Origin of the sequence: Scandinavium lactucae, assembly GCF_033843265.1 — a bacterium.
In the GTDB taxonomy this organism is placed as follows: domain Bacteria; phylum Pseudomonadota; class Gammaproteobacteria; order Enterobacterales; family Enterobacteriaceae; genus Scandinavium; species Scandinavium lactucae.
Window position 1 is genome coordinate 36,683 of sequence record NZ_JAWXRD010000034.1, and the last position, 23,768, is coordinate 60,450.

Annotated in this window: 22 protein-coding genes, 1 other RNA gene and 1 other annotated feature; of the genes, 14 read left to right on the forward strand and 9 right to left on the reverse strand. The window is 55.7% G+C overall.

What is annotated here, in order from left to right; translation table 11 throughout:
* The first annotated feature begins 38 nt into the window (after positions 1-38).
* The 12 genes from rpmI (at position 39) to selO (ending at position 10,048) form a co-directional block, all read left to right on the forward strand.
* A complete protein-coding gene (gene rpmI / locus SIK69_RS14970) occupies positions 39-236 on the forward strand; it encodes a 50S ribosomal protein L35 (RefSeq protein ID WP_001124225.1) in 198 nt (65 codons plus the stop codon).
* Between the two features lie 52 nt (positions 237-288).
* On the forward strand, positions 289-645 hold the full coding sequence (gene rplT, locus SIK69_RS14975) for a 50S ribosomal protein L20 (RefSeq protein ID WP_000124852.1): 357 nt from the start codon (positions 289-291) through the stop codon (positions 643-645).
* 72 nt (positions 646-717) lie between these two features.
* Positions 718-841 (forward strand) — a sequence feature (Phe leader region).
* Positions 723-767, forward strand: a complete 45-nt coding sequence (gene pheM / locus SIK69_RS14980; RefSeq protein ID WP_001386830.1) for a pheST operon leader peptide PheM — start codon at positions 723-725, stop codon at positions 765-767. (Overlaps the previous feature by 45 nt.)
* Positions 842-907: 66 nt before the next feature.
* Positions 908-1,891 (forward strand): phenylalanine--tRNA ligase subunit alpha, encoded by a 984-nt coding sequence (pheS, locus tag SIK69_RS14985; protein WP_319627510.1) that lies wholly within the window; start codon positions 908-910, stop codon positions 1,889-1,891.
* Between the two features lie 15 nt (positions 1,892-1,906).
* Entirely contained in the window at positions 1,907-4,294 is a 2,388-nt protein-coding gene (gene pheT, locus SIK69_RS14990) for a phenylalanine--tRNA ligase subunit beta (RefSeq protein ID WP_319627509.1), read from the forward strand.
* 4 nt (positions 4,295-4,298) lie between these two features.
* Positions 4,299-4,598, forward strand: coding sequence for an integration host factor subunit alpha (gene ihfA / locus SIK69_RS14995; RefSeq protein ID WP_006820203.1), 300 nt, complete (start codon positions 4,299-4,301; stop codon positions 4,596-4,598).
* Between the two features lie 101 nt (positions 4,599-4,699).
* Positions 4,700-5,680: a vitamin B12 ABC transporter permease BtuC gene (btuC, locus tag SIK69_RS15000; protein WP_319627508.1), complete on the forward strand. Its 981-nt coding sequence runs from the start codon at positions 4,700-4,702 to the stop codon at positions 5,678-5,680.
* 28 nt (positions 5,681-5,708) lie between these two features.
* Positions 5,709-6,260: a glutathione peroxidase gene (locus SIK69_RS15005; RefSeq protein WP_319786441.1), complete on the forward strand. Its 552-nt coding sequence runs from the start codon at positions 5,709-5,711 to the stop codon at positions 6,258-6,260.
* The gene (gene btuD, locus SIK69_RS15010) at positions 6,260-7,009 is read left to right on the forward strand and encodes a vitamin B12 ABC transporter ATP-binding protein BtuD (RefSeq protein ID WP_319786460.1); all 750 of its coding nucleotides are present in this window, start codon (positions 6,260-6,262) and stop codon (positions 7,007-7,009) included. The genes SIK69_RS15005 and btuD overlap by 1 nt, the downstream gene beginning before the upstream one ends.
* A gap of 77 nt (positions 7,010-7,086) precedes the next feature.
* On the forward strand, positions 7,087-7,551 hold the full coding sequence (locus tag SIK69_RS15015; RefSeq protein WP_319627506.1) for an NlpC/P60 family protein: 465 nt from the start codon (positions 7,087-7,089) through the stop codon (positions 7,549-7,551).
* A gap of 279 nt (positions 7,552-7,830) precedes the next feature.
* On the forward strand, positions 7,831-8,544 hold the full coding sequence (locus SIK69_RS15020; protein ID WP_319786442.1) for an EAL domain-containing protein: 714 nt from the start codon (positions 7,831-7,833) through the stop codon (positions 8,542-8,544).
* Positions 8,545-8,605: 61 nt separating this feature from the next.
* Complete coding sequence (gene selO / locus SIK69_RS15025; RefSeq protein ID WP_319786443.1) at positions 8,606-10,048, forward strand: protein adenylyltransferase SelO; 1,443 nt, start codon at positions 8,606-8,608, stop codon at positions 10,046-10,048.
* A 2-nt stretch (positions 10,049-10,050) separates the two neighbouring features.
* Here the strand turns inward: selO and SIK69_RS15030 are convergent, their stop codons facing one another.
* The 8 genes from SIK69_RS15030 to ppsR all read right to left on the reverse strand — a co-directional run bounded on the left by SIK69_RS15030 (position 10,051) and on the right by ppsR (position 18,142).
* Positions 10,051-10,776 carry a heme ABC transporter ATP-binding protein gene (locus SIK69_RS15030; RefSeq protein ID WP_445582685.1) on the reverse strand — a complete coding sequence of 242 codons (726 nt, stop codon included), beginning with the start codon at positions 10,774-10,776 and terminating at the stop codon, positions 10,051-10,053.
* A gap of 34 nt (positions 10,777-10,810) precedes the next feature.
* Positions 10,811-11,800 (reverse strand): FecCD family ABC transporter permease, encoded by a 990-nt coding sequence (locus tag SIK69_RS15035; RefSeq protein WP_319786445.1) that lies wholly within the window; start codon positions 11,798-11,800, stop codon positions 10,811-10,813.
* Positions 11,800-12,618 carry a heme/hemin ABC transporter substrate-binding protein gene (locus SIK69_RS15040; protein ID WP_319786446.1) on the reverse strand — a complete coding sequence of 273 codons (819 nt, stop codon included), beginning with the start codon at positions 12,616-12,618 and terminating at the stop codon, positions 11,800-11,802. Before SIK69_RS15040 ends, SIK69_RS15035 begins: the two co-directional genes overlap by 1 nt.
* A complete protein-coding gene (locus tag SIK69_RS15045; RefSeq protein WP_319627500.1) occupies positions 12,615-13,643 on the reverse strand; it encodes a hemin-degrading factor in 1,029 nt (342 codons plus the stop codon). The genes SIK69_RS15040 and SIK69_RS15045 overlap by 4 nt, the downstream gene beginning before the upstream one ends.
* A 49-nt stretch (positions 13,644-13,692) precedes the next feature.
* A complete protein-coding gene (locus tag SIK69_RS15050; RefSeq protein ID WP_319786447.1) occupies positions 13,693-15,672 on the reverse strand; it encodes a TonB-dependent hemoglobin/transferrin/lactoferrin family receptor in 1,980 nt (659 codons plus the stop codon).
* Between the two features lie 84 nt (positions 15,673-15,756).
* On the reverse strand, positions 15,757-15,975 hold the full coding sequence (gene hemP / locus SIK69_RS15055) for a hemin uptake protein HemP (RefSeq protein ID WP_319786448.1): 219 nt from the start codon (positions 15,973-15,975) through the stop codon (positions 15,757-15,759).
* A 122-nt stretch (positions 15,976-16,097) separates the two neighbouring features.
* The gene (aroH, locus tag SIK69_RS15060; protein WP_319627498.1) at positions 16,098-17,144 is read right to left on the reverse strand and encodes a 3-deoxy-7-phosphoheptulonate synthase AroH; all 1,047 of its coding nucleotides are present in this window, start codon (positions 17,142-17,144) and stop codon (positions 16,098-16,100) included.
* A 164-nt stretch (positions 17,145-17,308) separates the two neighbouring features.
* A complete protein-coding gene (ppsR, locus tag SIK69_RS15065) occupies positions 17,309-18,142 on the reverse strand; it encodes a posphoenolpyruvate synthetase regulatory kinase/phosphorylase PpsR (RefSeq protein WP_319627497.1) in 834 nt (277 codons plus the stop codon).
* A gap of 462 nt (positions 18,143-18,604) precedes the next feature.
* Between ppsR and ppsA the strand changes: the two genes are divergently transcribed.
* Both ppsA and SIK69_RS15075 read left to right on the forward strand, forming a co-directional pair.
* Entirely contained in the window at positions 18,605-20,983 is a 2,379-nt protein-coding gene (gene ppsA / locus SIK69_RS15070; RefSeq protein ID WP_319627496.1) for a phosphoenolpyruvate synthase, read from the forward strand.
* A 191-nt stretch (positions 20,984-21,174) separates the two neighbouring features.
* Positions 21,175-23,550, forward strand: coding sequence for a glycoside hydrolase family 3 N-terminal domain-containing protein (locus SIK69_RS15075; RefSeq protein WP_319786449.1), 2,376 nt, complete (start codon positions 21,175-21,177; stop codon positions 23,548-23,550).
* Here the strand turns inward: SIK69_RS15075 and rprA are convergent.
* Positions 23,548-23,655, reverse strand: an RNA gene (rprA, locus tag SIK69_RS15080) — antisense sRNA RprA. The two genes, SIK69_RS15075 and rprA, sit on opposite strands and share 3 nt — an antisense overlap.
* Between the last annotated feature and the right edge of the window lie 113 nt (positions 23,656-23,768).

Genomic DNA, 23,768 nt, shown 5'->3' on the forward strand with positions numbered 1-23,768 from the left:
GTTTCATTTTTCAACAATGCGAAGTGGAAGTTATTAAAATGCCAAAGATCAAGACCGTACGCGGTGCTGCTAAGCGCTTTAAAAAAACCGGTAAAGGTGGTTTTAAGCACAAGCACGCTAACCTGCGTCATATTCTGACCAAAAAAGCTACTAAGCGTAAACGTCACCTGCGTCCAAAAGCCATGGTTTCTAAAGGCGATTTGGGTCTGGTAATCGCGTGCCTTCCGTACGCATAAGTCGTTAACGTTTAACTTTTTTAACTAAGAATATAGAGACAGGAGAGCACATATGGCTCGCGTAAAACGTGGTGTAATTGCACGTGCACGTCACAAGAAAATTTTGAAACAAGCTAAAGGCTACTACGGTGCGCGTTCACGCGTATACCGCGTTGCCTTCCAGGCTGTTATCAAAGCTGGTCAGTACGCTTACCGTGACCGTCGTCAACGTAAGCGTCAGTTCCGTCAACTGTGGATTGCGCGTATCAACGCAGCAGCACGTCAGAACGGCATTTCTTACAGCAAATTCATCAATGGCCTGAAAAAAGCCTCTGTTGAAATTGACCGTAAGATCCTGGCTGACATCGCAGTATTCGACAAAGTAGCGTTCACCGCTCTGGTCGAAAAAGCGAAATCAGCTCTGGCTTAAGCCAGTTGAAGAGGGAGGCTTGCCTCCCTCTTTTCGTTCGGACCGTCACTCACCGTATCAGACAAGGTAATGCAAGCATGAATGCTGCTATTTTCCGCTTCTTTTTTTACTTTAGCACCTGATTCCAGGAGGCTAGCGCGTGAAAGACGAAACGGAAAACAGCGCCAGAAAGCCTCCCCAGGGAGGCTTTTTTCGTATCTGTGCTCGTATTAGTTAGGACAAATCGGTCTCGGTACCTATACCGACATTATTGAGGAAAACCATGTCACATCTCGCAGAGCTGGTTGCCAGTGCCAAGGCAGCCATTAACGAAGCTTCAGATGTTACCGCGCTGGACAACGTGCGCGTCGAATATCTGGGTAAGAAAGGGCACCTGACCCTTCAGATGACCACCCTGCGTGAACTGCCGGCGGAAGAACGTCCGGCTGCGGGCGCCGTTATCAACGAAGCGAAAGAGCAGGTTCAACAGGCGCTGAACGCGCGTAAAGCCGACCTCGAAGGCGCTGCGCTGAATGCCCGTCTGGCTGCAGAAACCATCGACGTTTCTCTGCCTGGCCGTCGCATTGAAACCGGTGGCCTTCACCCGGTCACGCGCACCATCGACCGCATTGAAAGTTTCTTCGGTGAGCTCGGCTTTACCGTGGCGACTGGCCCGGAAATCGAAGATGATTATCACAACTTCGATGCCCTGAACATTCCAGGCCACCACCCGGCACGTGCTGACCACGACACTTTCTGGTTTGATGCGACCCGTCTGCTGCGTACCCAGACATCTGGCGTGCAGATCCGCACCATGAAAAACCAGCAGCCACCTATCCGTATCATTGCACCGGGCCGCGTCTATCGTAATGACTACGATCAGACTCACACCCCGATGTTCCATCAGATGGAAGGCCTGATTGTTGATACCAACATCAGCTTTACCAATCTGAAAGGCACCTTGCATGATTTCCTGCGTAACTTCTTTGAAGAAGACCTGCAGATCCGTTTCCGTCCTTCCTATTTCCCGTTCACCGAACCCTCTGCGGAAGTTGATGTGATGGGTAAAAACGGCAAGTGGCTGGAAGTGCTGGGTTGCGGCATGGTGCATCCGAACGTACTGCGCAACGTCGGTATTGACCCGGAAGTCTATTCCGGTTTCGCCTTTGGGATGGGAATGGAGCGTCTGACCATGTTGCGTTACGGCGTCACCGATCTGCGTGCATTCTTCGAAAACGATCTGCGTTTCCTCAAACAGTTTAAATAAGGGCAGGACAGAACAATGAAATTCAGTGAACTGTGGTTACGCGAATGGGTCAACCCGGCAATTGACAGCGAAGCGCTATCGGGCCAAATCACGATGGCGGGTCTGGAAGTCGATGGCGTTGAGCCAGTCGCTGGCGCATTCAACGGCGTGGTTGTCGGTGAAGTGGTCGAGTGCGGTCAACACCCGAACGCAGACAAACTGCGTGTCACCAAAATCAACGTCGGTGGCGAACGCCTGCTGGATATCGTCTGCGGCGCTCCAAACTGCCGTCAGGGCCTGAAAGTAGCCGTCGCTACCATCGGTGCGGTTTTGCCGGGCGATTTCAAAATCAAAGCGGCAAAGCTGCGCGGCGAACCGTCCGAAGGCATGCTGTGCTCGTTCTCAGAGCTGGGTATTTCCGACGATCACAATGGCATTATCGAACTGCCTGCTGATGCGCCGCTGGGAACCGATATCCGTGAATACCTGAAGCTTGATGACAATACCATCGAGATCAGCGTCACCCCAAACCGTGCAGACTGCCTGGGAATTATCGGTGTGGCTCGCGATGTCGCGGTACTTAACCAGCAGCCGCTGAACGTGCCAGAAATGGCTCCAGTTGCAGCGACCATCAATGATACTGTCTCCATCAAGGTTGAGGCCGCTGAGGCCTGCCCACGCTATCTGGGCCGCGTGGTTAAGGGCATTAACGTTAAAGCCGCAACGCCACTGTGGATGAAAGAAAAACTCCGTCGCTGCGGGATCCGTTCCATCGATGCGGTTGTCGATGTAACTAACTATGTGCTGCTCGAACTGGGTCAGCCGATGCATGCTTTTGATCTGGATCGCATTGACGGCGGGATCGTAGTACGTATGGCGAAAGAGGGTGAAACCCTGGTGTTGCTGGACGGCAACGAAGCCAAACTGAACGCGGATACGCTGGTTATTGCCGATCACAGCAAAGCACTGGCGATGGGCGGCATCTTCGGTGGCGAGCACTCTGGCGTCAATGACGAAACGCAAAACGTACTGCTGGAATGTGCCTTCTTCAGCCCGCTGTCCATCACCGGTCGTGCGCGCCGCCACGGTCTGCATACTGATGCATCCCACCGCTACGAGCGCGGGGTGGATCCGGCGTTGCAGTATAAAGCCATGGAGCGAGCTACCCGCCTGCTGGTTGATATCTGCGGCGGCGAAGTTGGCCCGGTTATCGATGTGACGAACGATGCCACGCTGCCGAAACGTGCCACCATCACGCTGCGTCGTAGCAAACTGGACCGCCTGATTGGCCATCATATTGCCGATGAACAGGTCAGCGATATCCTGCGCCGTCTGGGCTGCGAAGTGACTGAAGGTCAGGACCAGTGGCAGGCCGTTGCGCCGAGCTGGCGTTTCGATATTTCAATCGAAGAAGACCTGGTAGAAGAGGTGGCCCGCGTATACGGCTACAACAATATCCCGGATGCGCCGGTTCAGGCGGGTCTGATCATGGGTCATCATCACGAGGCTAACCTGTCCCTCAAGCGTGTGAAAACCATGCTGAATGACAAAGGCTACCAGGAAGTGATCACCTACAGCTTCGTCGACCCGAAAGTGCAGCAGCTTGTTCATCCAGGTGAAGAAGCACTGATCCTGCCAAGTCCAATTTCCAGCGAAATGTCGGCCATGCGTCTGTCGCTGTGGACCGGCCTGCTGGGCACCGTGGTCTACAACCAGAACCGTCAGCAGAGCCGCGTGCGTATCTTTGAAAGTGGTCTGCGCTTCGTGCCGGACACCCAGGCCCCGTTGGGCATCCGCCAGGATGTGATGCTGAGCGGCGTTATCTGCGGTAACCGTTATGATGAACACTGGAACCTGGCGAAAGAGACAGTTGATTTCTATGATTTAAAAGGCGATCTCGAATCCGTTCTGGAGCTGACCGGCAAACTCGGTGATATCCGGTTCAAAGCCGAAGCCAACCCAGCGCTGCATCCGGGGCAGTCCGCGGCGATTTATCTGAAAGGCGAACGTATTGGTTTCATTGGGGTTGTTCATCCAGAGCTAGAACGTAAACTGGACTTGAACGGTCGCACGATGGTATTTGAGCTGGAGTGGAACAAGCTCGCAGACCGCGTGGTTCCTCAGGCGAAAGAGATTTCTCGCTTCCCGGCGAACCGTCGCGACATCGCTGTGGTCGTGGCTGAAAACGTCCCAGCCGCTGATATTCTCAACGAGTGTAAGAAAGTTGGCGTAAATCAGGTAGTTGGCGTAAACTTGTTTGACGTGTACCGCGGTAAGGGCGTAGAGGAAGGTTTCAAGAGCCTCGCTATCAGCCTAATCCTTCAGGATACCAGCCGTACACTCGAAGAAGAGGAGATTGCCGCTACCGTTGCCAAATGTGTAGAGGCATTAAAAGAGCGATTCCAGGCATCATTGAGGGATTGAACCTATGGCGCTTACAAAAGCTGAAATGTCAGAATATCTGTTTGATAAGCTTGGGCTTAGCAAACGGGATGCCAAAGAGCTGGTAGAGCTGTTTTTCGAAGAGATCCGTCGCGCTCTTGAAAACGGTGAGCAGGTAAAACTCTCCGGTTTTGGTAACTTCGATTTGCGCGATAAAAATCAACGCCCCGGGCGCAACCCGAAGACGGGCGAAGATATTCCCATTACAGCCCGGCGCGTGGTGACCTTCAGACCCGGCCAGAAGTTGAAAAGCCGAGTCGAAAACGCTTCGCCCAAAGCAGAATAATTTCTGATTAACTAAAAAGGCCGCTCCTGCGGCCTTTTTTCTTTCCTGCGGCCGTCAGGCACAATAAAATCAGACACTTCACCTCAACATTTCAGGACGCTATGCAACGACTCGCCCAACGCCAGCAGCAACGAAACCAGCGATGGCTGGGTGTCTTACTGTTGCTGCTCTTGCTCGCCGTATTCATCAGCCTGTGCGCGGGTGAACAGTGGATAGCCCCCGGCGATTGGTTTACGCCGCGTGGCGACCTGTTCGTGTGGCAGATTCGCCTGCCGCGTACCGTAGCGGTAGTGCTGGTTGGTGCGGCGCTGGCGGTCTCCGGGGCTATCATGCAGGCGTTGTTTGAGAACCCGCTGGCGGAGCCCGGGCTGCTCGGGGTTTCTAACGGCGCGGGCGTCGGGCTGATTGCAGCGGTGCTGCTGGGGCAAGGGCTATTGCCCGGCTGGGCGCTGGGCCTGTGTGCCATCGCGGGTGCGCTGATTATCACCGTTATCCTGCTGCGCTTTGCCCGTCGTCATCTGTCGACCAGCCGTTTGCTGTTAGCCGGCGTGGCGCTGGGGATCATCTGTAGCGCGGCGATGACCTGGGCGGTCTATTTCTCAACGTCTTTTGACCTGCGCCAGCTGATGTACTGGATGATGGGCGGGTTTGGCGGCGTAGACTGGCATCAGGGCTGGCTGATGGTGGCGCTGCTACCGGTTATCGGCTGGATTTGCCTGCAATCGCAGCCGCTGAATTTGCTGTCGCTCGGCGAAACCTCTGCCCGGCAATTGGGCCTGCCGCTATGGTTATGGCGCAGGCTGCTGGTGCTGGCGACAGGCTGGCTGGTGGGCGTCAGCGTGGCGCTCTCGGGTGCCATCGGCTTTATAGGCCTGGTTATCCCTCATATTTTGCGCCTGTGCGGCCTGACCGATCACCGTGTGCTGCTCCCGGCCTGCGTTTTGGCAGGAGGGGCAGCGTTGTTGTTCGCTGATATTATTGCCCGTCTGGCGCTGGCCTCGGCAGAGTTGCCGATCGGCGTCGTCACCGCTACCCTGGGCGCACCTGTATTTATCTGGCTACTATTAAGGGCTGGCCGTTAGGCGCTAGCTGATAACCCAAGAGGACGCTATGCAACACGATATTCTCAACACAAATGTCACCACCATCGACGGTGAAAACGTCAGTCTCGAGCAGTTTAAAGGTAACGTGCTGCTGGTGGTGAACGTCGCCTCCCAGTGTGGGCTGACGCCACAATACGAACAACTGGAGAACATCCAGGAAGCATGGAGTAAAGAGGGTTTCACCGTCCTCGGTTTCCCATGCAATCAGTTCCTTGGTCAGGAACCGGGCAGCGACGAAGAGATCAAAACCTTCTGCAGCACCACCTACGGCGTGACGTTCCCCATGTTCAGTAAAATCGATGTGAATGGCGAGCATCGTCATCCGCTGTATCAGAAGCTGACCAGCGCCGCCCCTGTCGCCGTCGCGCCGGAAAGCAGCGGGTTCTATGAACGCATGGCCAGCAAAGGCCGCGCGCCAAAAGTACAGGGCGATATCCTATGGAACTTCGAAAAATTCCTGATTGGTCGTGATGGCGAAGTCGTCCAGCGCTTCTCGCCGGATATGACCCCGGAAGATCCGATCGTGATGGAAGCCATCAAGCTGGCGCTGGCGAAATAATCGTGTCGCTGATGCAGTTGCAGGGCGTGCAGGAGGCAGGGCGGTTACAGCCACTTAACGCGGAGGTTTGCTCCGGTGAAATGGTGCATCTTGTAGGTCCAAACGGTGCCGGGAAAAGCACGCTGCTCGCCAGAATGGCCGGTTTGAGCCAGGGCAAAGGGCAGATAACGCTAGAGGGCAAACCGATAACCGACTGGCCAGCGCCAGAGCTGGCACGTCATCGGGCGTATCTGATGCAACATCAGACCCCGCCGTTTGCCATGCCGGTCTGGCATTACCTGACGCTGCATCAGCCCGATAAAACACAGCACGCCCTCCAGCAAGAAATCGCTGAAAAATTGGGCCTTGACGATAAGCTGGCGCGTCAGGTTAACCAGCTTTCGGGTGGCGAATGGCAGCGCGTGCGCCTTGCGGCGGTGGTGCTGCAAATTCATCCGCGAGGCAATCCACACGGGCAATTATTGCTGTTGGATGAGCCAATGAATAGCCTCGATGTCGCACAACAAGCGGCGCTGGATCGGTTGCTGGCAGAACTCCGGCTCGCTGGAATCACCATTGTGATGAGCAGTCATGACCTGAATCACACGCTACGTTTTGCCAGCCAGACATGGCTAATGCGTCGCGGGCAACTGTTGGCCAGCGGTGAAACGCCGCACGTTTTGACCGTCGAAAATTTGACGGCTGCGTATGATATGCCGTTCAAAAAGCTTAATGCGGATGGCGTACAAGTATTGATTTCTGCGCTATAACCGGAAGGTTTCTTGCAAAATCACAAATTCGCAGGCTACATTATTTCTATAAAAAATATCAGAGGAAACGCCAGGATATGCGTCTCTTATTTATTTTCGTGGCAGCGTTAATTTTAGCAGGATGTAGCAGCCACCGGGCACCGCCACCGAACCCGCGGCTTTCGGACTCTATAACCGTCATCGCCAACCTTAATGAACAGTTGGCGAACTGGCGTGGAACACCGTATCGCTACGGCGGCAGCACACGTCGAGGCGTGGATTGTTCCGCGTTCGTGATGATGACATTCCGCGATAAGTTTGATTTGCAGCTGCCACGAGAAACGAAGCAGCAGTCGAAAATTGGCACCGAAATCGACAAGGACGATTTATTGCCGGGGGACCTCGTTTTCTTTAAGACCGGATCCGGGGGCAATGGTCTGCATGTCGGGATCTATGATACGGATAATCAGTTTATCCATGCCTCAACCAGTCAGGGCGTCACCCGTTCCTCGCTGGATAATGTGTACTGGCGCAAGAACTTCTGGCAAGCCAGACGCATTTAGCAGAAAACAAAAAGGGGCTAGCAGCCCCTTTTTAGTGGTGAAAATAAAATATAAAAACCGTCAGGGAAATAATTATCGATCGCCATCTCATTCAGCTAATGAATCTCTGGATTGTGCGGCTATACGAATATGGATTACAATCATCCTAATGATAATGCAAAGGAATTCCTGAAGTAAAAAGGAACGAATGAAATTAAACTTCTTAAAATCAAAGATTTTGTTTTCTACTGGATCAACACAGCCGCGACCAGGGATGTCCCTTGAACAGGGGTGGGCGCAATGATTGTTACTCTCGATAAAGCCTGGAAAACCGAATTGTTATTCGTGCCTGCCAAAAATGGCGGGGGTCAACTCATGGGTCTGGAAATAATCGCCAACTTTGTTGGCGTCGACGACGGGGTACGCACCCCGACCAGTCTGGTGACAGCACGACTTAACGGTGAACAGGAAATCTCTCTGTTTCGTGAAAAACTTGCGGTCCTTGAAAACTGTCAGATCTTTTTTATTCAGCAGAAAATCATTGCGTGGATTAATATAACCCCCGCAATTGCCTTGGCGTTGTTAACACAAAAAGCCCTGGCAGATGAAGCCGCTCGGTTTTCCTTTTTGGAATTGACGGTTGAAGAAAACTTTCCCGAACTGAACGCGGTCGATAACACTCATTTGCTGGCTCAGTTAGCGAATCATTTTCCTCTGGTACTGGCCAATTTTGGTGCCGGACATGCCTCAACGCAGGCCGTTTTTTTCGGGCTGTTCAAACGTGTCGTGCTGGATAAAAACTTTATTCAGCAGCAGGCGTTATTATTATCTTTTGATCCCTTTATGCGGGCGATCATTGCCCAGGTTCAGCCCTGTTGCAGTGCCATCATGGCCGCTGGGGTCGATAATCAACAAATCCTCGAACGCCTTGAGCCATGGGGCCTGAGCGCTATGCAGGGCGCACTGTGGCCCGCCGTGGATATGGCCGCCTTAACCCGCCTGGTGCAGCAATAACCCTGCATCCCGCCCGTGTTTTTCCACTCGCACAGGCACTACACTACAGACAGGAGGAACCATGACCCTGTCTTTTACCCATCACTGGCGCGATGAGCTGCCAGATTTTTATACCGAACTGTCACCAACCCCGCTGACTAACGCGCGGCTGATATGGCATAACGCTCCGCTAGCCGAGAGCCTCGCGCTACCGCCTGCATTGTTCAGCCCTGAGAAGGGGGCAGGCGTGTGGGGCGGTGAAGTGCTACTCCCCGGGATGCAACCGCTGGCCCAGGTCTATAGCGGACATCAGTTTGGCGTCTGGGCCGGGCAACTGGGTGACGGGCGCGGGATCTTGCTCGGCGAACAGCAACTGGCGGATGGTCGTCGCTACGACTGGCACCTGAAAGGTGCGGGCCTGACGCCGTATTCCCGCATGGGTGACGGGCGCGCTGTACTGCGTTCGACGCTGCGTGAAAGTCTGGCCTCCGAGGCGATGTTTGCCCTTGGCATCGCGACCACTCGTGCGCTGTCGGTAGTCACCAGCGATACGCCGGTGTACCGCGAAACGGTTGAGCAGGGCGCGATGCTGATGCGTCTGGCAGAAAGCCATGTCCGTTTCGGTCACTTCGAACATTTCTATTACCGTCGTGAGCCTGAGAAGGTTCGTGAGCTGGCAGATTATGTGATTCGTCATCACTGGGCGCACCTGCTGGAAGAGGCCGATAAATACACCCTGTGGTTTCGTGACGTTGTCACAAAAACGGCGCAGATGATTGCCCGCTGGCAGACCGTCGGCTTTTGCCACGGGGTGATGAACACCGACAATATGTCGATTCTCGGGCTGACTATGGACTACGGTCCGTTTGGATTCCTTGACGATTATCAGCCCGGCTTTATCTGTAACCATTCTGATCATCAGGGTCGCTACAGCTTTGATAATCAGCCTGCGGCGGCGCTGTGGAATCTTCAGCGGCTGGCGCAGTCGCTATCGCCGTTTATTGCGGTGGATGCGCTTAACGACGCCCTCGACGGCTATCAGGAAGCGCTGCTGGTGGAATACGGACAGCACATGCGCCGCAAACTCGGTCTGATCACTGAGCAGAAGGGCGATAATGAATTGCTCAACGGCCTGTTTGGCCTGATGGAGCGCGAAGGGAGTGATTACACTCGTACCTTCCGGATGCTGGGTGAAACCGAACAGCACAGTGCGGCTTCGCCGTTGCGCGATGAATTTATCGACAGGGCGGCATTTGATGCGTGGTTTAGCGGTTATCGGGCACGTTTGCAGCAGGATCAGGTGGATGACGCGACTCGTCAGCAGAGCATGAAGCAGCATAACCCGGCGATCGTGCTGCGCAACTGGCTGGCACAGCGCGCTATAGAGCAGGCGGAACGCGGAGAGTATGAAGAGTTTATTCGTCTGCATGACGCGCTGCGTAACCCGTTTGCCGACTGCGGCAGCGATTACGCCAGCCGCCCACCCGAGTGGGGCAAGCGGCTGGAAGTAAGCTGTTCGAGCTGAGGTTACGGGGCTAAAAAGACCTGTGGCGTCGGGCTGCCGGGGTGCTGACCGATATGCACCTCGGCACCGTACCAACGGCGCAATGTATCGGCCTGCAGCACCTGCTGCGGGCTACCCTGGGCGACAATTTCGCCCTGATGCAACAGCAGCAGTTTATCTGCCCACAGTGCGGCGAGGTTCAAATCGTGTAGCACGGCGCAGACGTGAAGCTGACCCGTGGCGGTGAGTTGTTTAAGTAAGCGCAGCAGATGCTGCTGATGATACAAATCCAGCGCCGAGGTCGGTTCATCCAGAAACAACCAGCCCTGAGGCGCATCTTTCACCCATAGCTGTGCCAGGGCTCGTGCCAGCTGAACCCGCTGCTGTTCTCCGCCGGAAAGGGTGTTGTATTTCCGCGCTGAAAGCGGTGCACAGCCGGTGAGATCCATCACCTGTTTGACTACCCGACGGCTGTCGGCCTGTTCCCAAGGCGCACGCCCCATCGCAATTACCGCATCAACCGGCCAGTCAAACCCGAGCTGGCTTTGTTGGCGCATCACCGCCCGATGGCGGGACAGTGCCTGTGCAGACCATTCGCAAAGGGATTTTCCGTGCAGCAGGCACTGTCCGTTATCCGGCGACAAATAACCGGTCAGTACCCGCAGCAGGGTGGACTTCCCGGCACCATTAGGGCCAATCAGCGCCACCAGCTCGCCGGGTTCAAGGCTGAGGTTGATATCACGTAGCACGGGCGAATAGCAGAGATTCAGGGCCTGTAAGTGATTAGCCATGCTGGCCCCCTCGACGGAAAATCATCCATAAGAACCACGGCGCGCCCATCAGACTGGTGAGCAGCCCGACCGGCATCTCCGCCGGTGCAACCAGCGTGCGTGCCAGTGTATCGGCCACCAGCAGCAGAATGGCACCGACTAACACCGAACCGGGGATCACCGCTCGATGGTCAGCCCCGAGCCACATCCGGAGTAAATGTGGTACGACCAGGCCAATGAAGCCAATTACCCCGCTGACGGCCACCGCCGCTGCGACCAGCAGGGCGCTGCACAGCAACAGCCGCCGCTGGATCTGCTGGACGTTGACCCCGAGGTAATGCGCTTCTTCATCCCCGAGCTGCAACAGATTCAGCGGTTTCGCCAGCCGCCAGATAATCGTCACCGTCGGCAGCATGACTGAGGCGGTCACCAGTAGGGTTGACCATTGCGCCTGACCCAGGCTGCCCATTCCCCACAGCGAAAGCTGACGTAGCTGCGCGTCGTTACTCAACCACGACAGTACGCCCACCGCCGCGCCGCATAGGGCATTGATAGCAATCCCGACCAGCAGCAGGCGCGATAACGAATTTTCATGCCTTTGGCTGAGAACAAAAATCACCATCGTCACCGCCAGGCTGCCGAGAAATGCCGCCAGCATCGGGGCGTAGAGCATTAACACCAGCGGCAACGAGAAAGGTAATACCACCCACAGCGCGACCGCCAGCGCCGCACCGCTGCTGATCCCCGGCAGGCCCGGATCGGCTAACGGGTTGCGAAATAAGCCCTGCATCACGCAGCCCGCCAGCGCCAGCGACCCGCCAATGGTCAACGCCAGCAGCACGCGCGGCAGACGAATGGTGAACCAGATCTGGCGCAGTACGCTGTCGCCGTGCCAGAGCAAATCCAGCGGCAGCTTCAGCGCACCAAAAGTGGTAGCAGCCAGTGTTAATAGCATCAGTAGCGCCAGCAGCGACCACAGCGAGCGGTAAATCCACGGCGTCATCAGGGGAGTTGCTCCGCTTTATGACGCAATTGTTGGATAGCCTCCGCGGTGCGGATGCTGAAACCAAGCAACGCCATATCATCAACCAGCAGAACCTGCTTATTGCGCCCGGCAGGCGTCTGCGCCAGACCCGGAAGTTGCCACAGCCCGGCTTCACCGCCCATGCCTTTGACGCCGTCGGACGAAATCACCACCAAATCCGGCTGGCTGGCGATCACGCCTTCCTGCGAAAGCGGCTGGTAGCGGTTAACGCCCTGCATGGCATTTTGCAAGCCCGCCGCGCGAATCGCCGCGTCCGCACCGGTTTGCTGTCCTGCAGCCATGGCACTCATGCCGCCGTGGCTGAGAATGAATAGCACCCGCTTATTAAGTCGCGTTTTAGGTAATGCCTCCAGTGCCTGTTTCAAATTCTTGCGAAGCTGTTCACCTTCGGCATCTTTATGCAGCGCCGCGGCAACGATCCGGACTTTGTCATCAATCACCGACAAATCGTTATTGCCGGGAATACTCACGACGGTCACGCCGTTTTGCGCCACCTGCTTTAGCGCTAGCGATGGCTGTGCCTGCACGCTTGCCAGCACGGTGGTTGGGCGGGTGGCAAGAATACCTTCGGCGTTCAGCTGGCGCAGGTAGCCGACGTCCGGCAGCTGGAGTGCTTCAGGGGGCCACTGGCTGGTGCTGTCTCGCGCCACAAGGGCGCTTTGCGCCCCTAGGGCATAGACAATCTCGGTCACGTCGCCGCCAAGCGTCACCACTTTTTGTGCTGCCGCACCTGCCAGTAACGGCAGGATGGCTGTCAATGCGACGACGGCTCTCATGCGGCTAACCCTTTCGCCATCAGCGCTTCAATCTGTGCGCGCCACTGCGTTTGCTCCGGTTCGCCTTCGGTCCGCTGGCCGTACAACTGCGCAATCTGCGTCCCATCGGCGGCGAACAGCTCCAGGCTGGTGACGTGCCCATCGGCGGTCGGTTTACGGGTCACCCAGGTTTCGGCGATGGTGTCTTCCCGCAGATGCAGGGTAAACGCAGGGTTGAAGATGTTCAGCCAGCCTTTCATGGGCACCACTTTTTCGACTGCACCGGTGAAAATCTGTACGCAGCCACGGTTGCCGACGAAAATCATAATCTCGTTGGCATCCTGATGGGCGCTGGCTAACAGACGGGTGACCGCGTCGTTATCAACCTGACAGGCCAAATCGTCGGCGACCAGACGGAACGCCTGCTGGCGGCTGAGATTGTGACGCTTGAGCAGGGTGAAAAACTGATGCACATCGGTCATTGCTCGCCATTCGCCATCGAGTGTTTTTCCGTCAATTTCGCCGCGGGTAGCGGGGGTGTCGGCTGCTTTCAGTTCGAGTGGCGGGTTATCAGCATGGATAAAGCGGGCCAGAATATTGCCCCATGCGGTCATATCGGTGGCGTCAGTGGGGTAAACCTTCAATAGCGCGTCACCCTGATTATCGAAGAACTGAATGCTCTGACGTTCCCCATGGGCGCTGGTTTCGCTAATGTGGAACATGCTGGCCCACTGGTTAAGGAACAGACGCAGATCCAGCGCGCGCGGGTTCAGCACCAGCCCAGCGTGACCGCTGAGATGCTGGTTGGTGAAACTGCCCGTCTGTTCGTGGACGGCATATTTGTTGCGGCAGATGCACTTCACGTCCCCGGCGGATTCCAGCGCTGCCAGCACGTCGCGGATGGCACCCTGTAAGCGCCAGGCATCGTGGCCTACGCGCGCCTGAGTCAGTTCGGCTTCGCTGATGTGCATCATCGCGGCGATCTCACGTGCGTATGTGCCGGGGTTTTCTTGTTTAAGGGCGAGCCAACGAGTGTAGAGAGTCATAGTTCTTTTCCTTGCAGATAAAATGCCCCGGCGAACCGGGGCCGGGCGATTACCACTGATAACTCACGAAAATTTTTCCATTACGACCATCCTGCGGGATGCCCTGCGGCGAGGAGTATTGCTTGTCGAAGGCGTTACCGAACACCAGTGAGGTGGTCAGGCCGCGCAGCTGCTGTTGGCCTTTGTAGCTGACGTAAAAGTCATTCACGCCATAGCCTGCCTGCGGCGTAGCGCTGATGCTCTTCGTATCGTCTGCGAAGGTCCCGACCCAGCCCACGGAGAAACCGCTGTGCGCCACCGGCACGTCGAGGCGGGAGGTGACGGTATCCGGATTAATGGCGGTCAGCCAGTCGCCGGTATCGGTGTCTTTCCCACGGGTACGGTTGTACGCCAGGTCGAGGCTGAACAGGTCGGTGGTATATTTTGTCATCAGGTCCCAGCCCCAGATTTTGGCGTTAGGCACGTTGATGGAAGTGGTCGTGGCCGCAGCGAAATCAACCGAGGTGGTGATGTAATCTTTGGCATTGGTGTCGAAGTAGCTGGCTTTAAACTCAAGGCCGTCGTTGGCCATCAGCAGATCCTCAAAGCGCAGACCGAAACCATACTCCTGCGTTTCGTTGGTTTCCGGGCGAAGATTGGGGTTCGGCACCCAGTAGTTAGTGTAGAAACTGCTAATGGAGAAGTGTTTTGAATCGTTATACATCTCGCCCATCGTCGGGGCGCGAAACGCCTGGGCGTAAGAGCCAAACAGCATCAGCCAGTCGGTCGGGTTGATGGTCATACCCGCCCGGGACGACCATTTATCGGCGTCAACGTCGTCGTAACCGTCGCTGCTGCCGCGATAGTTGTCGTAGCGCGTGCCGCTAAGCAGGGTGACCGGCAGGTCGCGCAAGGTAATTTCATCCTGCAACCAGCCGGAGCTGAAGTTGATGCGCGCATCAGGGAAGCCGGTGGTCATGCCGCCAGGGTTTTGCTCCTGGCGATAGTACTCGCCGCCGTAGGTCAGCAGGTGGGAGGCGAAGCTGTCGGTGAACAGGCGGGTGCGGTTCTCAACCTTGGCACCTTTGGTGGTTTGCTTGCGGAATTCCCCGGAGCCGTCGAGATTTTCCGCATTGATGCGTGCTTCGGACCAGTAGCCCGTCAGGTTGGCGTTCAGCCAGTCATTGCCTGCTGGCGCAATCTTGTAGTTCACCTGTGCGTCACGCTGAATGGTTGAGCGATCGGTCATTGGGTTACTGCTGGTGGATGCGCCCGGCGTTTGCGGATTTTTCGGCTCCTGGGCGGCGTTATTATAGTAGCGCAAGGAACCGGTCAGCGTCTGCGCCGGGTCGATTTTCCAGCTGCCTTTGGCGAGGAAGTTGCTGATGCTTTCGTCGTTAGGGGCGGTGAAACCGTCGCTCTGCTTCAAATCACCACGATCACGGCTGGACCACGACACGATCCCGTCGAGGGTGTCGGTGCGACCAAAGGCGCTGGCACCCATACCCAGGCTGTGATCGCCTGTACCGCCGGTGCCAAACACGCGGTAGCCGCTGTTCTGACCGAGATAGAGTAGGTCGGCCGCATCAACGGTTTGATAGGAAATCACCCCGCCAAGTGCACCGCTGCCGTACAGCAGAGCCCCCGGGCCGCGCACCACTTCGATACGCTTGATCAACGCTGGATCGAGGAAGGTACTGTTCAGGTGTCCGGTGTCGGTGCCCTGACGAATGCCGTCGACCATCACCAGCACACCGCGACGATCGTAGCCGCGCAGATTAATATCCTGACCGTTGGTGCGACCGGTGCCGTCCAGGGTGATGCCCGGCACCTGACGCAGCATATCGGCGGCGGAACGGGCGGTTTGGCCTTCAGGGGTGTCGGCGTCAATCACCGAGACCATCATCGGCGCTTCAAACGCGCTGCGCTCGTTCCCGGTGGCGGTGACGGTCATTTGTTCAGAGGCGGCAAGCGCCGGGTGGCTGATGGCACCGAAAACAGCTAACGCAACCAGAGACGGGCGCAGCGATGCGCAATGCAGGTGTAGCATGCAACTCTCCATAAAGTGAAAAGCGCTGGCTGCCTCGGCATGTGTCCTGGGTGGCTGGCGAAATGTTGTGGTGGTGTAAATCTATTATTTGGTGAGGATCAGTTTTCCGGCGTGGGTCTGGCGCAGTAGATACTGGTGCCCGTCATGCTCGATGATAACCCGGCCTTCCTTGCCAAGCAGGCTTTGGCTGCTCACTCGACGATCGGTAGGCTGCGGTGTCGGGGACGCTTTGCCGGGGGCGGTAGTGGTATCCAAAGATGTCATAATGTTAAAAATAGCAATCAAAGTAACAATGATAATCATTATCAACAAATCAAAAAACTCAGCAACCTTTTTTATGAAAAATAGGTGAGTGGATCAAAAAAAGGGTTATGTGACGCGGGTATAGGTCGGGTGACAGGGTGCCACCCGACTGAAAAACAGACTCAGAAGCGGGTATCAATGGCGGCGGAAAGTTTATCCAGCAGAATTTCGCTATCTTCCCAGCTCAGGCATGGATCGGTAATCGACTGGCCGTACACCAGCGGCTGTCCGGCGACGATTTTCTGGGTTCCTTCACGCAGGAAACTTTCAGCCATTACCCCAGCAATTGCGCTGGAACCGTTGCGGATCTGCTGGCAAATATCGTCACACACGTCGAGCTGACGGCGATGCTGTTTCTGGCAGTTGCCGTGGCTGAAATCAATAACCAGCTGCTCCGGCAGGTCAAACTCATGCAGCGTATCGCAGGCGGCAGCGATATCCGCCGCATGATAGTTCGGCTGTTTACCGCCGCGCATGATGATGTGCCCGTACGGATTACCGCTGGTCTGGTAAATGGTCATCTGACCGTTTTTATCCGGCGACAGGAACATATGGCTGGCGCGGGCAGCACGAATCGCATCCACCGCAATACGGGTGTTGCCGTCGGTGCCGTTTTTAAAGCCAACCGGGCAGGAGAGCGCCGAGGCCATTTCACGGTGGATCTGGCTTTCGGTGGTGCGGGCACCAATCGCGCCCCAGCTGATTAAATCGGCGATGAACTGACCGGTCACCATATCAAGAAACTCGGTGGCAGTCGGGACACCCAGCTCGTTAACCTGCAACAGTAGTTTACGCGCCTGCTCGATACCGTGATTTACGCGATAGCTACCGTTGAGGTCCGGATCGGAAATCAGGCCTTTCCAGCCCACCACGGTGCGCGGTTTTTCAAAATAGGTGCGCATCACGATTTCCAGACGTGTCTGGTGCTTCTCACGCAGCGCCTGCAAACGGCGGGCGTACTCCATGGCCGCATCCAGGTCATGGATCGAGCACGGGCCAATGACCACCAGCAGGCGGTTATCTTCACCGTTAAGGATTTTTTCAATGCGACGACGGGAGGCGGTGACGTGGCTCGCGACCTCAGACGAGACAGGGTAGCGCTGCGCCAACTCAGCAGGCGTTACCAGACTGTCGATGCGCGCCGAACGCAGTTCATCAGTTTTGTTCATTGTGGCTCTCAGAATTGGGTGGCTTCTACGGCAGGAATACCGGAAGTGATGCGCATCACGATAAACCAATCCCCGATGAATTCAAGGTTGAAAAATTTTCAGTGACCTGATGCGCAATCATTGCAAACGGATTCTAGCGTATTTCACCATGCTGTACTAGTGTATTAGTACATGCGCCGACTGAGACCCATAATGTCGAGGATTTTGGTGGCAATTTCTTCCACCGAATAGTTGGTGCTGTTCAGCCAAGGGATCTGATTCTTGCGGTACAGCGCCTCAACTTCGGTGACTTCCATCCGACACTGGCGCATTGAGGCGTAGCGACTATTTTCACGGCGTTCTTCGCGAATGGCGGCGAGGCGTTCCGGATCGATTGTCAGGCCAAATAATTTGTGCTGCAACGGTTTCAGCGCGGCGGGCAACACCAGGTTATCCATATCGTCGGCGATGAACGGATAGTTGGCCGCGCGGATACCAAACTGCATCGCCAGATAGAGACTGGTCGGGGTTTTGCCACAGCGTGAGACGCCGAGCAAAATCACCTGCGCCTGATCAAGGTTTCGCAGTGAAATGCCGTCATCATGCGCTAACGTGTAGTCAATGGCGGCGATACGGGCATCATATTTGGTGAGGTTGCCAGGGGTCAACCCGTGGGTACGATGGGCGATAGGCGTCGGGTCGAGTTTCAGTTCTTCCTGCAACGGAGCCACCAGCGCCTGCACGATATCCTGACAGAAGCCTTCGCTTTGTAAAATGATGGTGCGAATTTCTGGCAGAACGATGGAGTAGAACACCAGCGGACGCACGCCAGATTGCTGATAGATGGCATCAATTTGTTCTTTCACCGCCTTCGCCCGGCCTTCGCTTTCGACAAACGGCAAAGTAATGCTGTTTACCGACACCGGGAATTGCGACATCACCGCATGCCCCAGTACCTCGGCGGTAATCGCGGTGCCGTCTGAAATGTAAAATACGTGGCGATCGACATTTATATCCATTTTGACCATCCGGTAAGATTAAGTTAATTCGCTGAAGCCTATATTTATTTTAATCATATCCGTGTCGGTTTTGTCTTAAATTTAAAAATGAAAGCGTGTTTTTATTTTTAGTGAAAAGGGGTGTTCATTTTTCGGGATGCGGGCTATAGACCGCCATTCTTTGTGGGATTTCTCATAAATCATGGGGTTAAGGCCAGCAGGGGAACAGTCTTAAAAAACAAAAAAATAATTTGCTTGAACGATTCACCGTTTTTTTAAGCGGGTTAATTATGACAGTATAAATAACGAAGCCGGTTCATTTCTGGCACTTTTCTTAAATAACTTATCTTAAATAATTCGAGTTGCAGGTAGGCAGCAAAAGAGCGAATCCCGGGAACTTACTGAAGTAGGTAACTGGGGGGAGCGAGGGTCGCCAACACCCCTGCAACTTGAAGTATGACGGATATAGAAGGAATTGTTTCGATGTCCAACAATAGCTCGTCACCGCTGGTGCTTTGGTACAACCAACTCGGCATGAATGATGTAGATAGCGTTGGGGGCAAAAATGCCTCCCTGGGTGAAATGATTACGAATCTGTCCGATTTGGGTGTATCCGTGCCCAACGGGTTTGCTACCACGGCTGATGCCTTCAATCAGTTTCTCGACCAGAGCGGCGTTAACCAGCGCATATATCAACTGCTGGATGAAACCGACATTGACGACGTGACCGCACTGGCGAAAGCCGGGACGCAGATCCGTCAGTGGATCATCGATACACCGTTTACGCCAGAGTTGGAGAAGGCCATTCATCAGGCTTATGACCAGCTCTCTGCTGACGATGCCGACGCGTCGTTTGCCGTGCGTTCTTCTGCCACCGCTGAAGACATGCCTGATGCCTCCTTTGCCGGGCAGCAGGAAACCTTCCTCAACGTGCAGGGCTACGACGCCGTGCTGGTGGCGGTGAAGCATGTGTACGCCTCACTGTTTAACGACCGGGCGATTTCTTACCGCGTGCATCAGGGCTATGACCACCGTGGCGTGGCGCTCTCTGCGGGCGTCCAGCGAATGGTGCGTTCAGACCTCGCGTCTTCCGGGGTGATGTTCTCCATCGATACCGAATCCGGCTTTGACCAGGTGGTGTTCATCACTTCCGCCTTCGGTTTGGGCGAAATGGTGGTGCAGGGCGCGGTCAACCCGGACGAATTCTACGTCCACAAACCGACGCTGGAGAAAGGTCGCCCATCGATTGTGCGCCGTACCATGGGCTCGAAAAAGATTCGTATGGTATATGCCCCGACCCAGGAACATGGCAAACAAGTCCGGATTGAAGATGTACCGCAGGCTGACCGCGATCGCTTCTCGTTGACCGACGACGAGGTGCAGGAACTGGCGAAGCAGGCGGTGCAGATCGAGAAACACTATGGCCGCCCGATGGACATCGAGTGGGCGAAAGACGGCCACACCGGGAAACTGTTTATCGTGCAGGCACGTCCTGAGACGGTGCGTTCCCGTGGCCAGGTGATGGAGCGTTACACCCTGCATTCTCAGGGGAAAATCATTGCCGAAGGCCGCGCGATCGGCCATCGCATCGGCGCGGGGCCGGTGAAGGTTATCCACGACATCAGCGAAATGAACCGCATACAGCCTGGTGATGTGCTGGTGACCGACATGACCGACCCGGACTGGGAACCGATCATGAAAAAAGCGGCGGCGATTGTTACTAACCGTGGCGGACGTACCTGCCATGCGGCAATTATCGCCCGTGAACTGGGGATCCCGGCCGTGGTTGGTTGTGGGGATGCCACCGAGCGCATGAAAGATGACGAGAAAGTCACCGTCTCCTGTGCCGAAGGTGATACCGGCTACGTTTATGCAGAAATGCTCGACTTTAGCGTGAAAAGTTCCAGCGTCGATACCATGCCGGATCTGCCGCTCAAAATCATGATGAACGTCGGTAACCCGGACAGGGCCTTCGACTTTGCCTGCCTGCCAAATGAGGGCGTAGGGCTGGCGCGTCTGGAGTTCATCATCAACCGTATGATTGGCGTGCATCCGCGTGCGCTGCTGGAGTTTGATGCCCAGGAGCCGAAGTTGCAGAACGAAATTCGCGAAATGATGAAGGGCTACGACTCGCCGAAAGAGTTCTATGTGGGGCGTCTCACCGAAGGGATCGCCACCCTTGGCGCGGCGTTTTATCCGAAGCGCGTGATTGTGCGTCTGTCTGACTTCAAATCCAACGAATACGCCAACCTGGTGGGCGGCGAACGTTACGAGCCGGAAGAAGAAAACCCAATGCTCGGTTTCCGGGGGGCAGGACGCTACGTGGCTGATAGCTTCCGCGATTGCTTCGCACTGGAATGCGATGCGGTAAAACGCGTACGTAACGAGATGGATTTAACCAACGTCGAAATCATGATCCCCTTCGTGCGCACCGTGGACCAGGCGAAAGCGGTGATTGATGAACTGGCGCGTCAGGGGCTAAAACGAGGTGAAAACGGTCTCAAAATCATCATGATGTGTGAGATCCCGTCCAACGCCCTGCTGGCGGAACAGTTCCTCGAATACTTTGATGGCTTCTCAATCGGTTCGAACGACATGACCCAGCTAACGTTGGGTCTGGATAGGGATTCCGGGGTTGTATCTGAGCTGTTCGATGAACGCAACGAGGCGGTGAAAGCACTGCTGTCGATGTCGATTCGTGCGGCGAAGAAGCAGGGCAAATACGTGGGTATCTGCGGCCAGGGGCCTTCAGATCACGAAGATTTTGCTGCATGGCTAATGGAGGAAGGGATCGACAGTCTGTCGCTGAACCCGGACACCGTGGTGCAAACCTGGCTGAGCCTCGCCGAACTGCGTAAATAAGCTTCTTTCCTGATGAAAAATCCCTGGCATCTGGCCGGGGATTTTTTTGCGTGACATTCTTTCCCGAGCCGCCTCACAAAATTGAAATAAAACGAAAAAACGTAACTTCCCTGTGAATTTCGACAATTGTCGCCCTCCGTCTGCTTCTCAATACTGCCTCTTACGATATGACCTTAACGGAGGGGAAGTTGATGACCGCACTGTATAAGGATGCCCAGCGTCCGGTAGCTGAACGCGTGGCTGATTTACTGGCGAGGATGACGCCGGAAGAAAAGTTTGCCCAGATGCATGCGTACTGGTTGGTGCTGAGCGAAACCGGCGATCACCGCGAACGCAGCGACATGAGTGATGAGTTTGCGGGTGTTGCAGAACAGACCGCGCTGACGGAGCGCCTGAAACTCGGAGTAGGGCAAATCACACGCCCGCTCGGGACGCACATAGTCGAGGCGAAAACCGGCGTGCGCGCGGCGAATCGTCTGCAGAAGATGCTGATGGAAGAGACCCGGCTCGGTATCCCGGCGTTGTTTCATGAAGAATGTCTGGTCGGCTTGCTGTGTAAAGACGCCACCCTTTTTCCGTCGCCGCTCAATTACGGCTCGACCTGGGATCCAGACCTGATTCGTCAGGCAGCCCGTTGCATTGGAGCAGAGGCGCGGGCGACGGGCTGTCATCAGGGGCTGGCCCCGGTCCTGGATGTATCGCGTGACGTGCGCTGGGGACGCACGGAAGAAACCTTCGGGGAAGACGCGTGGCTGGTGGGCGTAATGGCTTGCGCCTACGTTGAGGGCTTACAGGGCGAAAAACGCGACCTGCTGGCAACATTAAAACACTATGTCGGTCACTCCTTCAGCGAAGGGGCAAGGAACCACGCCCCGGTACATCTTGGTTTCTGCGAACTGAACGATACCTTCCTGCTACCGTTTGAAATGGCGGTCAAGCTCACCAACGCCGGTTCAGTCATGCCCGCCTATCACGATATCGATAACCAACCCGGCCACAGTGATGCATTCCTGATGACGGAGATCCTGCGTGAACGCTGGGGCTTCGACGGCATTATCGTGGCGGATTACGGCGGAATCAGCCTCCTGCATCAGCATCATGGTGTGTCGCATGATGCAGCAGAATCGGCCGCGCTGGCCTTTAACGCCGGGCTGGACGTTGAATTGCCGAAAGACGACTGCGCGCGTCATCTGGCTGAGGCGGTGGCGCGTGGACTGATATCAATGCAGAAAATTGATGAGATCGTGGCGCGGACGTTGACCGAGAAATTCCGCCTTGGGCTGTTTGAAAAACCGTATGCCGATGAACAGACTATCGAACTACAGAGTGCAACAACTCGCCAGACGGCGCGCGAGGTAGCGACGCGTTCACTGACCCTGCTGGAAAACAACGGCGTATTGCCGCTGCAAGGCAAGCCACGCGTGGCGGTGATTGGCCCGACGGCGGACGACCCGTTGGCGCTGTTGAGCGGCTACAGCTTCCCGGTGCATCTGATCATCAGCGATATGCTGGAGCAAACCTCGCAGGTCACGACCCCGCTGGCGGCGCTGCGCCAGACGCTGGGCGAGCCGTTGGTCGGTTATGCCAAAGGCTGCCATATCATCGAGAAACGTACAGCGGGTGCCCCGGTATTTCCTGGCGACACCAGCGGGAAACCACTCCAGCAGTCGCCGGTCAGTCTCGATACCTCGCTGATCCCCGAGGCGCTGAGGGTGGCGGAAGAGAGCGAGGTGATCGTTGCCTGCGTCGGCGATTTAGCCGGACTGTTCCAGAGCGGTACGGTAGGCGAAGGCTCTGATACCGATTCATTGAACTTACCGGGTGTGCAACAGCAATTGCTCGAGGCGCTGGTGGCAACTGGCAAACCGGTGGTGGTGGTGATGACCGGCGGGCGACCGTACAACCTGCAAGGTCTGGAGGATAAGGTGGCGGCGTTGCTGATGGCCTGGGCTCCTGGGCAGGAAGGCGGCTGGGCGATTGCCGATGTGCTGACCGGGCGGGCTGAACCGCAGGGGAGGCTGGTGGTCAGCGTGCCGAAAAGCGCTGGAGCGATGCCGTATTACTACAATCACAAGCTAAAAAGTGGCGGGACACCATTCGCGTTTCATTTCGGCAGCCGCTATCCGTTTGGTTACGGCAAAAGCTGGACCGAGTTCGATTGGCACTCACTAACTCTGTTAACGCCGGAGGTGGCAATGGATGGCGATATCGCGGTGAGCGTGACCTTGACCAACGTCGGCGAACGCAGCGGGAGTGAAGTGGTGCAGCTCTACGTGCACGATAAAGTGGCCTCAATGGTGCGACCGATTAAAGAGCTGAAAGCCTTCCAGCGTGTGGCGCTGGAGCCAGGGGCATCGGCCACGCTGACGTTCCATGTGCCAGTCGATATGCTGAACTTCACCGACCGCAACGGGAATCGCATCGTCGAGCCGGGTGAGTTCGAGTTGATGGTCGGAGCCTCGTCAGGCGATATCCATGACACCGTAAGCGTTACGGTGTGTGGCACCCCGCGCATATTGCCTCAATACTGGCAGATGATGAGCCGCTGTGAGGTGAAAAAAGGATAAAAAAAAAGCCCATCGTGGGAGATGGGCAAAGACTACACACAGCAATTCGTTGTTTCACTCAGGGGATTTCCATGCTTATAAATCAATGTGTTGATCTATAACCGTGAGCTAATAGTAGGCATGCAGAATTTTTGCGTCGATCAGATTGGTCTTAATCGTTAAAAAAAGGTAAAGAATCTGCGAGCTTGACCAGGACGATCCTGACGAAACGGGGTGGA